The organism is Anaerococcus sp. HMSC075B03 (assembly GCF_001815585.1).
Classification (GTDB): Bacteria; Bacillota; Clostridia; order Tissierellales; family Peptoniphilaceae; genus Anaerococcus; species Anaerococcus vaginalis.
The window spans coordinates 117,050-130,133 of the sequence record NZ_KV821168.1; the positions used below are offsets into that span (position 1 = coordinate 117,050).

Here is a 13,084-nt window from a genome sequence, read left to right on the forward strand (position 1 = left end):
TAATAAATAAATTTATTAAATCCTCTATAATTAAATCCTTATACTTATATGATAAAATATAAATATGAAATTTACAAGCAAACAATTACAAGCTGCAAAACATTTGGATGGTCCTCTTTTAGTTTTGGCAATTCCAGGTTCTGGAAAAACTACCATGCTTTTAGAAAGAATAAAATTTTTGTCAGAACATATTGATTCTTCAAAAATTTTAAATTTAACTTTTTCTAGAATCCAAGCTAATGATATGAAAAAAAGATTTGATAGCAAGGATTCAAATTTTATGACTATCCATGCTTTTTGCTATCTTATAATTAGAAATTATTTAAAAAAATATAATAGACAAGTAAATCTAATAGAAGATGAGAAAATTTACAATAAATTTAATCTTGTTGGAGAAATTTATAAAAGCATTAATAATAAAAAAATGTCCAAAGAAGATTTAAATTTATTTTTTCAAAAAGTATCATTTATGAAAAATTCTCTCCTTGATATTTCTTATCTTAAAAAAGTTGAAATTTCTAATGCAGAAAAAATTTATTTGGAATATGAAAAAACAAAAAAACAAAAGCACCTTCTAGATTTTGATGATATGCAAGTTTATGCCTTAGAATTATTAAATGATGAGTCTTTATTAAGATCAATAAAAAATAAATATAAATATTTTCAACTTGATGAAGGTCAAGACACTTCCCTCTTACAATTTAAAATTTTAGAAAAAATTGTATATCCAGAAAATAATCTTCTAGTAGTAGCTGATGATGACCAATCTATTTATTCTTTTAGGGCAGCAGATCCAAAGTATCTTTTAAATTTTAAAGAAATTTATAAGGATGCAAAAATAATTAGTCTTGATACAAACCATAGGTCCGGGAAAAAAATCATTTCATTGGCAAGTTATTTTATAGCTCAAAACAAAAATAGGTATAAAAAAACCTATAAGCTAGGTAGGGACTTTGATGACCAGATAAAATTAAAAGAGTTTAAGAATTTTACCAAGCAATATGACTATATAACTGAAAATTTAGATAATAAAAAAACTGGTATTTTATTTAGAAATAATATTTCTGCTATCTCTCTAAGTTCTTATTTATTAGATAAAAATATTGATTTTTCTATAAATTCAAATATTTTAGATTTTTTTGAATCAAAAATTTTTACCGATATGGTTAATATAATTAATTTCTCTGAAGATTTTGATAATGTAGAAATTTTCTCAGATATTTACTATAAGATTTCAACTTATCTTTCTAAAGATGATATTGAATCTTTATCCCATAAGGCAATAAATGAAAATGTTTTTGAATTTTATGAAAATAGAGACATTGAAGATTACAAAAAGGATGCACTTTTTAATATTGAGAAAAAATTAAAACATCTTAGAAAGCTTAAGCTTGAAAAGAAAATTTCTTTCATCTACAAAAGTCTATCTTATAATTCTTATATAAATATGAAAAGCAGAAAATATATGGAAGAAACCGTAAATAAGGATATTTATATAGAAAGTCTCAGATACTTTACTAAATCATGTAAATCTTTAGATGAAGTTTATGAAAAGATAAAAATTTTAGAAAAAAAATCCAAATCTTTAATAAAGACAAATTTATCTTTAACTACCATCCATTCTTCTAAGGGATTAGAATATGATAAGGTCTTTATAATTGATTTGATAAAAAATGAATTTCCACTAATCATGGATGAAGAAAATTATTTTGAAAGACTAGAAGAAGAAAGAAGAATTTTTTATGTAGGTCTTACTAGGGCAAGAGATAGCCTATATATTTTAACTTTAAAAAATAGAAATAATAAAAAAGTTTATCCTTCAAAGTTTTACACTACAAGTTTGGATATATTAAAAAATAAGCCCTGAGCTTTAGCTCAAGGCTTTTATATTGAAATTTTATCTAAGATTCCATTTAGATAGGCTATAACAATTCCATAATTTGTCATAGGAATATTTTTTTCTTTAGCTTGTTTGATTCTTTCCATCACATATTTCTTATTAAACATACAAGCCCCACATTGGATTATTAGGTCATATTTTTCAATATTTTCAAAATCTTCTCCCCTTTGAAAGTCGATTTCTATATCCTTGTATCTTTTTTTCAAAAATTTTGGAATTTTAACTGTTCCTATATCCTCAGATATTGGTGGATGTGAGCACGCTTCTGCAATTAGTATGTTTTTTGCACCATGGTCAAGTTTTTTTACTGATTCTATATAATAATTTATATCAGCCTTAAAGGCTGAAAATAAAACAGAAAATGAAGTGAGCCTTATGCCCTTATCCAAAATATTATAAACTTCTTTAAAATATTGAGAGTCTGTTATAACAAGGTCTGGCTTTTTATTAAATGAATTTAGGGTGTTTTCTAAATTTTTAAGATTTGTAGAAACTGCAATTGCATTTTTATCTATAATTTCCCTAATAGTCATAACTTGAGGTTTGATAAGCCTATATTTTGGAGCCTCAGCATCTTGAGGAATAACCAACAAAACTAAATCATTTTCTTTTACAAGAGATTTTGTTATAGAATTGTCTTCAATTTTGTAGGTGGATTTAATCTTATCAAAAAATTTCTCCCTGTCATGATTATTTTTTATATTTATAGCTAGTGGAGAAAAATCTTTAAATTTTTCTAGCAAATCATTTCCAATTTCTAAATCCTGCTTAGTAGCTATAAAAATTATCTTGTCATATTTTTCCTTTAAAGCATAAATTTCTTTAATTTCATCATCTATTGAGAGAAAATAAAGCAAAATATCAGCCTTTTCTATGGCTTTTTTAGTTTTTTCTATTCTTTTTTCATATAAATTTGTATCATCATCAAATCCTGCTGTATCAAAAAATAAAACCGGACCAAAATCATGAATTTCCATAGATTTTTTTATAGGATCTGTTGTAGTTCCCTTTTGACTTGAAACAATAGAAACATCTTGATCACTTATAAAATTTAAAAATGAAGATTTTCCAGAATTAGTCTTACCCAATAAGGCAAGGCTAAGTCTTTCTGAGTTATATGCTATCATACGTGAATATCTCTTTTACCATCCCTAATCTCATCAAGCCATTTTTTTGTATTAGCACGAAGGTCTGGGTTTTGAATTTTTTCTATTTCCCTACTTATTAAGGCCCTACCATCTTTTCTAGTTTTTTCACTTGCATAGTCTGTCAAATATTCATCCAAGGTAAGAATGGCGTTTGGTTGGCACATATTTCCAATTCCATGATCTTTTACAATTTTCATAAAATCTTTTCCAACCCTACCTTCTCTGTAGCAAGCTGTACAAAATGATGGTAAATAATTCATATTTAATAACCAATCAACAACTTCATCCAAGGTCCTGTTATCAGCAAGTTCAAATTGGTTAGATCCTTCAACATCTCCAATATCTTCTGAATAACCACCTACCGTAGTTTTTGATCCTCCAGAAATTTGGCTTATTCCAAGATCCAATACTTTTTCTCTAACTTTTTTAGATTCTCTTGTAGATATTATCATTCCTGTATAAGGAACAGCAAGTCTAAGACAAGCTACGATTTTTTCAAACATTTCATCACTCAACGAATTGTCAAATTCATTAGGGTCTATATCATCTGCTGGTTGAACCCTTGGAACAGAAATCGTATGTGGTCCACAATTAAATCTAGTCTCCAAGTGTTCAGCATGCATTAAAAGACCAACAAATTCATACTCATAAGATTGAAGACCAAACAAAACTCCACAACCAACATCATTAATTCCAGCACTCATTGCCCTATCCATAGATTCTGTATGATAATCATAATCGTGTTTTGGACCTGTTGGGTGAAGCAATTCATAATTTTTCTTATTATAGGTTTCTTGGAATAAAATATATGTACCAATTTCTGCGTCCAATAATTTTTTATAATTTTCTTCAGTTGTTGCTGCTATATTTACATTAACCCTTCTTATAGATCCATTTTTGTGTTTGATTGAATAAATTGTTTTGATTGATTCTAATACATATTCAATTGGATTATTTACTGGATCTTCACCAGTTTCAAGAGCTAGTCTTTTATGTCCTAAATCTTGAAGTGCAATCACTTCTTTTCTTATTTCATCTTGACTCAATTTTCTTCTTGGAATTGTTTTATTTTTTGCATGATATGGGCAATACAAACAACCATTTACACAATAATTTGACAGGTATAAAGGTGCAAACAAAACTATCCTATTTCCATAAAATTTTTCCTTTAATTTTTTTGCCAATGAAAAAATTTCTTCATTTAAATCTTCTTCTTGACAAGAAAGCAAAACAAAGGCTTCTCTGTGACTAAGTCCGTGAGCTTTTTTTGCCTTTTCTAATATTTCTTTAATTAATTTCCTGTCATTTTTATGATCCCTTCCATAATCTAATGATTCAAGAATTTCTTCATGATTGATAAATTCTTCTGCATTTTTTGACTTCACATCATATTTTGCCATTTCTTTCTCCTTTAAGATTTAAAAACCACCCTAATAAGGATGGTTTTGTTAAGTTTTATATTCAGCTTTAAATTTTTCCACTAAATTTTATAAGTTTTTCAAAGAATTATTAGATAAATTTCATTTAAAAACTTATCTCTATTTCTTTTTATATTATATCACAAATTATCTAGAAATTTCTAATATAATTAAATTTCTCTTCTATCTTCCAAAGCTCTTTCCAATGTCAATTGGTCAAAATATTCTAAATTTGAGCCCACAGGAATTCCTGATGCTATTTTCGATACCTTTACATTTTTTCCTTCTAATAAATGTGCCAAAAATAAGCTAGTTGTTTCTCCTTCTATCGTTGACGAAATAGCTAAAATAACTTCTTTTATATCTTCCTTATCAATCCTATCCAATAATTTATCGATTGATAAATCTTCAGCTTTTACATTATCAGAAGGAGAAATAAGACCGCCCAAAATATGATATTTTCCATGATATACTGAGGATTTTTCAATTGCATATAAGTTTCTTACATCTTCTATTAAACAAATTGTATTTTCTTCTCTCGAAATATCTTTGCAAATTCCACAAATTTCATCTTCAGTTAAATTTCCACAAATTTTACAAGGATGAATTTTGGATTTTACTTCTAGTAAAGATTCGGAAAATTCTTCTACGCTTTCTAAATCTCTTCCAACAATACTCATAGCAAGTCTTTCTGCACTTTTTTTGCCGATAGTTGGTAACTTTTGAAATTGTTCTATTAATTTATTTAAACTTTCAGGATATAAACTCATTACATTAGTCCAGGAATATTAATATTTCCTGTTAATTTTCCCATTTCTTTTTGACTATATTCATCTGCTTTTTTCAAAGCATCATTTATTGCTGCAACAACAAGATCTTCTAACATTTCTGTATCTTCAGGATCTACAACATCTTCATCAATTTTAATTTTGACAACTTCTTTTTTTCCATTAACAACAGCTTCTATTACCCCACCACCAGCTGTTGAAGAAAATTCTTTTTCTTCAATTTCTTGTTGGGTTCTTGCCATTTCTTGTTGCATTTTTTGTACTTTTTTCATCATACTATTCATATTTCCGCCGCCTGGGAATCCGCCTCTTGCCATTTTTTACTCCTTTATTCTTCAATTATTAAATTATTTCCAAAAATTTTTTCTAGTTTTTTCATCACATCATCATTCGAATCATTTTTTGATTCTCTTATACTATTATTCTTGTTAGATTTTTTTTTGTCAATACTTGATACCTTTATGGTAAAATCTCTTCCACTTACATTTTTTAAAATTTCTTTAATTTTTGCTTTTGAGCCCTCTAAAAATTGATAATATAAATTATTAGTAAAATAAATTGTAAAAATGTCAACATTTATATCATAATTAAATCCTTCGTCCCTTATCCAAACTTTTAAAATAGGCGAACAAGATGAGGTAAATTCATTTAAAAATATATTTTCTTCTTCCTTATCTAAGCTTATATTTTCAAATGTTTTTTCACTTTCTATGTCTTCATTATCACTATGCTTATTTTCAAAATTTTCTTCTATTTTATTATCAATTTCTTTATTTTCTATATCCTTATTTTTTTCTTCAAATATTTTTTCATTTTTATCAAGCTTTTCAATATTTTTTTCTTCTTTTTTTTCATAATCTAGGCTAGGTTTAGAATTTTTTATAAAATTATCCAGATTAATATTTTCAAATTTTTTATCTACTAATTTATTTATAATATCTATTGAATTTGAAGAATTATTTTCTTCTAATTTTTTTAATCTTGATAAAATATTTTCATCATCTTTTAAATTAATTAGCCTTAAAATCGCCATTTCCATAAGCAAGGCTGAATTATCAGATATTTTCATCCTATTTGAATAATCATTTAAAATTTCCAAGTAAGATACTAGCCTATCAGATGAGATTTTTTCTATTTTTTCCTTTATCAAATCCAAATAATCTAAATTTTCAATATATTTTCGATTTTGACTTGTCTTATAGATCATAATATCTCTAAAATATCCAACAAGCCCATCTAAAATATCCTTGTCATCTTTGTTATTATTTCTTAAATCAAAAAGCAAGTCCAAGGAATCTTTTTGATTATATGAAATTATATTAGCTATTAATTTATCCAAGGATTCAAAATCAACAAGTCCTAAAATGTTTTCTACATCTTTCAATGTAAAATTATTTTTGTCAATTGATAAAACTTGATCTAAAATCGAAAGAGCATCTCTCATAGCACCCTTTGCTTTTTTTACAATAAGCTCTTTTGCCTCTTGTTCGATTGTAATATTTCTATCGGATAAGATTATATCAATTTGTTTGATTATATCTTCTCTACCAATTTTGTTAAATTCAAATTTTTGAACTCTAGATAAAATAGTCTTTGGAATTTTTTCAATTTCTGTTGTTGCTAGAATAAAAACCAAATGACTTGGTGGCTCTTCCATAATTTTTAATAGGGCATTAAAAGCCTCTCTTGTAATCATGTGAGCCTCGTCAATAATATAAACCTTGTATTTTAAATTATTTGGTGGATAAACAACTGTTTCTTTTAAATTTCTAATATCGTCAATTCTTCTATTGCTTGCTGCATCCATTTCAACAACGTCCATTGTTGATTCTTCTTCTATTGATTTACAATTTTCACATTCTCCACAAGGAGATGAATCGATTGGATTAAGGCAATTAATTGCCTTAGCAAAAATTTTTGCACAAGTTGTCTTTCCGCATCCTCTCTCTCCTGCAAATAAATATGCATGAGATATTTGCCCAGACTTAACTTGATTTTTTAAAACATTTACAACCCTATCTTGTCCCAAAACATCAGAAAATTTTTGGGGTCTATATTCTCTATATAAAGCTTTTGCCATAATAATTCCTTTCCCTAAAGATTATACCATAGTGAAAATATTTTTTTAATTTTTAAATTGATTTGAAATTTTTCAATTTTAAAGTATAGTTTTAATCTGTAAGCATGGAGAGCTGTCCGAGTGGCTTAAGGAGCACGATTGGAAATCGTGTATACATTGATAGTGTATCAAGGGTTCAAATCCCTTGCTCTCCGCCATGCACTAGATGGGGAGTTAGCGGTGCCTTGTAACCTGCAATCCGCTATAGCAGGATTGAATTCCCAAGTTAGGATTTTAAAATATATAGTCTGCCTTAAATAAGCGGTGTTGATTGATGGGTCTTACGCAATAGGAAACTATGAACCATGTCAGGACGGGAACGTAGCAGCATTAAGTAGATCTTCTTATGTGCCGTAAGGTCACCTATCATGAGCTGGCTGTTTGAGTAACGTATAGATTTTAATTTACGAGCTTGGGTGTGCTTACATAATATACTCTATAATGCCTTTTGTTTTGACAAAAGGCTATTTTTTTAAGAAGGAGTAAAAATGATTGGTGAAAATCTAAAAAAATTATTTAATCAACCTACGGCAAACATTATAACTCCAGCTAGCGAAGTTGCAGTTGTTAGAGAAAATGATACACTTTTACATGCGATTATTGTTTTATCAAATAGATCTTATCAAACAATTCCTGTTCTTGATGAGAATGACAGAGTTAGAGGTCTTATTTCTATTTCAAAAATTGTAATTTCATCAGAAGATGTAACATTTTTTAATGAAGATATACTAACGCAAACAAAAGTTAGCGAAGTTATGGACCAAATTGTTCCAATATTATTTGATGATTCTGATCTTGAAGATGTTTTAAGACTTATAATAAATAATAATTTTATATGTATAACTCATAGAAATGGATATTTTGTTGGAATAATTACAAGAAAAACTATTTTGGAAAGATTTACAAATATAGCTCATAATTTAGAAAATGAGTATAAATTAATTAAGAAATTATAAAAAAGGGAGAAATTTTCTCCCTTTTTTATTTTATTTTAAAAATTCCTGAGCCAAAGGCTGGTATATATAATTTATTTTTACTGTGATAATTTTCATTATAACTTGTTAAAATTTTTTCTATTTTTTCTGGAAAATCTATTTTATATTCCAAATCTGTCAAATTAATTATTACCAGATATTCTTCGTTTTTATATATTCTTTTAAATGCATACAAAGAATATCCTTCTATTTCAAGAATTTTTGTCTTTGATTCATTTTCGTATAAATTTTTGTTTCTTATATAAAAATCACTCAATTTTTTATAAAATTCATTAAAATCTTTTTCACTTTCATTTTGTTTGAAAATATTTATTTTCTTATCAAAATTAAAAGTTTCTAAGGATCCAAATTCATCTGATGTAAAAATCATTTTATTGGAATTCAAAGTATAAACTAATAAAAACAAAGTTTTTAATTGATCATACTTTTTATCATTTGAGTTCATTTTCATCGCAAGAGATGCCCCTTCACTAAGGCTATCAAAATAATTAAATCCAAGTATATAATTCTTATAATCATTTTCTATAATATTTTTGACTATATATGAATAATTAGCTCTTTCAAAAGGATTTTTTTGGTTTATTTTAATAAGTTTTGCAAGAGTTCTATCATAAATCAAATTAAATCCCAAATCTTCCTTTATGTCATTTTCCCAAATTGAATTATAAAAACCAATAGATATTTTATTTAAATCATTTATATATTTATTAATATTTCTTATAAAACCCAGCCAATTTTCATTGTATCCTCTTGACTTATCCCCTTGCCAAAATATAAGATTTTCTAAATTTGCAATTGCAATTGCGTCAATATTAAATTCTTTAATTAAATAAGTTACAAATGATAAAATAAAAGATTTTGCTAGATTTTTTGTTGGATCTATGTTTATTAATCCACTATAATTATACAAAATATCATCGTAATCATAATTGTACATATTTGAGCCATCAAATTTATTTAAATATTTTTCAAAGGGATCAAAACTGCTTATATCAATTTCAAAAATAATTCCAAGTTTATTTTTATGACACAAATCTATAAATAATTTTATTTTTTCAATTTCAATATAGGTTTCATTAATAGAAAAATAAAAACTTGAGCCGTAAGAAAAATCTTCTTTAAATCTATTTGCAAAAATAGGCATAAAATCGATGTGAGAAAAATTATTTTCTTTTAAATATCGGATAAATTTATCCATATTTTTTTCATCTTCAAAAATTTTCCCATAAAAATTTTTTGCACTCATTTGGTATATATTTAGATTTTTTTTGTTTTTGTACTTGTAAGAAAATTTGTAAGATTTATCATAGACAAGAGAATTTTCATTTTCCTTATCAATTAATTTTGCGTATGGGTCTAATTTATAATATTTTTTCCCATTCTCATTTTCTATTACGTACAAATATTTATCAAATTCTTTAACATTTTTAATAGTTTTTGAAAAAACACCCGTAGAATATTTTCTAAGTTTTTCCTCTATCCAAGAGTTAAAATCTCCTATTATATAAACATTTTTTGCATTTGGGGCAAGGATTCTAAATATATATGAATTATTCGCCTTTTTGTGATTTCCAAAAAATTTGTAACCATCGTATCCCTTACCTTCCAAATATTTTCTAGTATCCATTATTCTTCCTTTCTATATATTATTGCACACATTATTAATTATATTTTTAATAATGATTTATTTAATATATTATATCACAAAGTTAAATTCTTAGCTTATAGCAAAATTTATCTTGTAGTAAAAGGCTTTTTTCTGTATAATGTATATATAAATAAATTAAAAAGGACAAGATTTATGGAAATTTTAGATAAAAATGAAAACGAAAGTGTAACCGTGCAAAGTATTTACCTTAAAGTACTCTATGCAAAACAATTTTCTTCTTCTGATAAAATAAACTCTAGGATTCATTTTCATCCCTTTACTGAGTTTTATTATATTTTAGATGGGAAGGGAAAATTTTCAATTGAAGATAAGGTTATCGATACCAGCAAAGACGACTTTTTTATAATTAATTCAAATGTTGGTCATAGCATTTATTCAAATGAAAATGAAAATTTAACTTTTATTTCTTTTGGTGTTGATAGTATTTTTGTAAAAAATATCAAAAATGATGACAGCTTAGAAGAAGACAAATACATATTTAAAAATATAGAAGAAAATAAGGATTATTTTATAGATTCTTTTAATACAATTCACGATGAATTTAATTCTGGAGATATGTTTGCCCAATCTATGGCAAACGCCAAGGCTAGCGAATTTGTTATCTCCTTACTTAGAAAATATAAAAATGATTTTGAAATAACAAATGATATAAAAATAAATAAACAAATTGATTATATTAAAAATTTCATAGACAACAATTATTCTGAAGATATAAAACTTGAAAGCCTATCAAAAATGGCCTTTATGAATAAGTTCCATTTAATTGCTGAATTTAAGCAATCATACAGGGTTACACCAATCGATTATTTAATTTTAAAAAGAATAGAAGTAACAAAAAATCTACTAATAAGCACAAACCATTCTATGGAAGAAATTTCATCAATCGTTGGTTTCAATTCACAATCTTATTTTAACCAAGTTTTTAGAAAAAAAGTTGGTATAACTCCATCACAATTTAGAAAAAATCACAGAATTTAAAAAATCATTAGCCATATTCAGGCTAATGATTTTTTATTTTAATTCTTCAATTCTAATTCTTTCAATGACTCCATCTTTCATACTTATAATTTTAAATTTATAAGAGCCATAAATCAATCTTGTGTTTTCCTTTACCTCGTCAATCCCTTCAATTTTTGCAATTTCATAAACTAAACCGCCCAAAGTATTTGACATATCTTGAGGTAAATCTAATTTGTATTCTTTTTTAATTTGCTTTACAGTCATTGCAGCTGAATAAGTATTGTCGATTTTCGCCATCAATTTATCATCTTTTACAACAAATTTAATAATAGCAAAAATAAGACCAATTGATACAGATCCAATTAAAATATCAATTAAATCAACAGAATACAAAAGCATTTTTCTTGCAATTACAAACAAAATCAAAGTTAAAATAGCTTCATGAGATCTTGTAATTATCATCTCAATTAGCTCAATACCTACTACCAAAAGAAGGGCATACTTCAAAAATTCATTTAATAGCTCATAATTTTGCCTTAACTGTAAAGTTTGTACAATATCAATCGAATATCTAATTAAATTTGGTACAGACAATAATAAAGTAAGCAAAATAGTCAAACAAATTAAAACTTCAATTATTTTTATGCCCTTATCTATTATATCTTTTATTTTTTTTCCCATAAAATCCTACTTTTTAGTAACTTACACCTTCAGTATATTTAGACGCTGAATTCCAAATTAAAAATTCATCTTGACCACTATCATAAATTGCTTTTATTTGAGCCTCAACAGCTTTAGCATCATAAACCATATAATTTCCTTTACCAATCCAAGATGCAGTGAAATCTTGAATCCATGGTCTTGATTTTGGTTTGTGTTCAATCTTAGATAATTCTTTTTGTTCTTCTTTTAAATATCTTTTAACTAATTCATAAGGTTCAAGATCAGGTTTTTCTATATCAAAAGAATAAAGTCCCCAATGAGAAGGGTATATCATAGAACTCATAACATCAGCTTGATTAGATATTTCTTTAAAATCTTGACCAATTCCCCCAGATTTTCCAACTTGCATTGAATAACCAAAAACATCAATCCCACAAGGAGTATCATAAGCCTGGAGCATCTCCCTTGCTTCTTTTACAAAGCTAGTAATGGCATCAACCCTCTTATCCTCATCTTTTTTTTGAATTTTTTCCCATTTTCCTTTTGAATAATCCAATTTATCATTAAAAGTTTCAAAACCTTCTGCAAATCTTACATAATCAAATTGAATTTCATCAAAACCAACATTTGCTGCAAGCTCAGCAATTTTCAAATTATAATTTCTAGCCTCATCCAAATAAGGATTCATAAAAGCTTCATCAAGTCCATTTCTCCATAAAGAACCATCTTCCAAAACAAATCCCCAATCAGGATGTTTTTCTGTAATAATAGAATCCTTAAAAGTGGTAATCCTGCCAATAACATATATGCCTTTTTTATGCATCTTATTTATAAATTCTTCAGCATCAATAACTTTATCAGTAGCATATTTTATATCTTTATTATCAGATTTAAAATCACAAGTAATATTTCCATAATCATCCTTAATATCAATAACAACAGTATTTAACTTAGTGCTATCAATTAAATCAAGATTTTTCTTAAAGGACTTTGGATTATTTATTGAATAAGCATTAATATAAATTCCCTTAACACCATCTTTAGGATAATATTTAGATTTTTTTTCATTTAAAGATTTAAGTCTAGATGTATCATAATCCATATTATAATCATCAGGTGTAACACCAACAAGATAAGCCTCTCCTGTTGGTTTCCTATCTTTCTTATTATTTTCACTTAAATTAGAAGTTATATTTGAAGATGAACTATTATCACTCATTTTATTATTTTTACTTGAAGAACAAGAAGAAAAATTAATAGAAATTATGAGCAAAAACAATAGAAATATTTTTTTATTTTTCATATAAACTCCTAGCTAAAATAGATAAAAAAAGAGCAAGTCGAAAAGACTCGCCCTAAATTTATATTATTGAATTACTTTAGAAACAACTCCAGATGCAACTGTTCTTCCACCTTCTCTTACT

General features: G+C 26.3%; 11 protein-coding genes, 1 tRNA gene and 1 other RNA gene. 5 read left to right on the forward strand and 8 right to left on the reverse strand.

Going from position 1 to position 13,084, the window contains the following annotated elements; translation table 11 throughout:
• The first annotated feature begins 64 nt into the window (after nucleotides 1-64).
• The gene (locus HMPREF3045_RS02255) at nucleotides 65-1,867 is read left to right on the forward strand and encodes an ATP-dependent helicase (protein ID WP_070736934.1); all 1,803 of its coding nucleotides are present in this window, start codon (nucleotides 65-67) and stop codon (nucleotides 1,865-1,867) included.
• Between the two features lie 17 nt (nucleotides 1,868-1,884).
• Here the strand turns inward: HMPREF3045_RS02255 and hydF are convergent, their stop codons facing one another.
• From hydF to dnaX, 5 genes are all read right to left on the reverse strand, one after another.
• The gene (gene hydF, locus HMPREF3045_RS02260; protein WP_070736935.1) at nucleotides 1,885-3,027 is read right to left on the reverse strand and encodes a [FeFe] hydrogenase H-cluster maturation GTPase HydF; all 1,143 of its coding nucleotides are present in this window, start codon (nucleotides 3,025-3,027) and stop codon (nucleotides 1,885-1,887) included.
• The gene (gene hydG, locus HMPREF3045_RS02265) at nucleotides 3,024-4,448 is read right to left on the reverse strand and encodes a [FeFe] hydrogenase H-cluster radical SAM maturase HydG (protein WP_070606456.1); all 1,425 of its coding nucleotides are present in this window, start codon (nucleotides 4,446-4,448) and stop codon (nucleotides 3,024-3,026) included. Before hydG ends, hydF begins: the two co-directional genes overlap by 4 nt.
• A 188-nt stretch (nucleotides 4,449-4,636) precedes the next feature.
• Entirely contained in the window at nucleotides 4,637-5,236 is a 600-nt protein-coding gene (gene recR, locus HMPREF3045_RS02270; protein ID WP_070736936.1) for a recombination mediator RecR, read from the reverse strand.
• Nucleotides 5,236-5,571 (reverse strand): YbaB/EbfC family nucleoid-associated protein, encoded by a 336-nt coding sequence (locus HMPREF3045_RS02275; RefSeq protein WP_019117574.1) that lies wholly within the window; start codon nucleotides 5,569-5,571, stop codon nucleotides 5,236-5,238. The genes recR and HMPREF3045_RS02275 overlap by 1 nt, the downstream gene beginning before the upstream one ends.
• Before the next feature lie 11 nt (nucleotides 5,572-5,582).
• On the reverse strand, nucleotides 5,583-7,334 hold the full coding sequence (gene dnaX / locus HMPREF3045_RS02280) for a DNA polymerase III subunit gamma/tau (protein WP_070736937.1): 1,752 nt from the start codon (nucleotides 7,332-7,334) through the stop codon (nucleotides 5,583-5,585).
• 106 nt (nucleotides 7,335-7,440) lie between these two features.
• Here dnaX and HMPREF3045_RS02285 point away from each other — a divergent pair.
• The 3 genes from HMPREF3045_RS02285 to cbpB all read left to right on the forward strand — a co-directional run bounded on the left by HMPREF3045_RS02285 (nucleotide 7,441) and on the right by cbpB (nucleotide 8,329).
• Nucleotides 7,441-7,531 (forward strand) — tRNA-Ser (locus HMPREF3045_RS02285).
• An RNA gene (ffs, locus tag HMPREF3045_RS02290) (signal recognition particle sRNA large type) lies at nucleotides 7,531-7,797 on the forward strand. Before HMPREF3045_RS02285 ends, ffs begins: the two co-directional genes overlap by 1 nt.
• Before the next feature lie 64 nt (nucleotides 7,798-7,861).
• A complete protein-coding gene (gene cbpB, locus HMPREF3045_RS02295; RefSeq protein WP_019117572.1) occupies nucleotides 7,862-8,329 on the forward strand; it encodes a cyclic-di-AMP-binding protein CbpB in 468 nt (155 codons plus the stop codon).
• A gap of 25 nt (nucleotides 8,330-8,354) precedes the next feature.
• On the opposite strand, the gene HMPREF3045_RS02300 is transcribed toward cbpB, so the two are convergent.
• A complete protein-coding gene (locus HMPREF3045_RS02300) occupies nucleotides 8,355-9,995 on the reverse strand; it encodes a GlgB N-terminal domain-containing protein (RefSeq protein ID WP_070736938.1) in 1,641 nt (546 codons plus the stop codon).
• 174 nt (nucleotides 9,996-10,169) lie between these two features.
• Between HMPREF3045_RS02300 and HMPREF3045_RS02305 the strand changes: the two genes are divergently transcribed.
• Nucleotides 10,170-11,015 carry a helix-turn-helix domain-containing protein gene (locus tag HMPREF3045_RS02305; protein WP_070605859.1) on the forward strand — a complete coding sequence of 282 codons (846 nt, stop codon included), beginning with the start codon at nucleotides 10,170-10,172 and terminating at the stop codon, nucleotides 11,013-11,015.
• 33 nt (nucleotides 11,016-11,048) lie between these two features.
• Here HMPREF3045_RS02305 and HMPREF3045_RS02310 read toward each other — a convergent pair whose 3' ends face one another.
• Both HMPREF3045_RS02310 and HMPREF3045_RS02315 read right to left on the reverse strand, forming a co-directional pair.
• Nucleotides 11,049-11,678, reverse strand: coding sequence for a transporter associated domain-containing protein (locus HMPREF3045_RS02310; RefSeq protein WP_004838946.1), 630 nt, complete (start codon nucleotides 11,676-11,678; stop codon nucleotides 11,049-11,051).
• A gap of 13 nt (nucleotides 11,679-11,691) precedes the next feature.
• Complete coding sequence (locus HMPREF3045_RS02315) at nucleotides 11,692-12,963, reverse strand: putative glycoside hydrolase (RefSeq protein WP_070736939.1); 1,272 nt, start codon at nucleotides 12,961-12,963, stop codon at nucleotides 11,692-11,694.
• Nucleotides 12,964-13,084 lie beyond the last annotated feature (121 nt).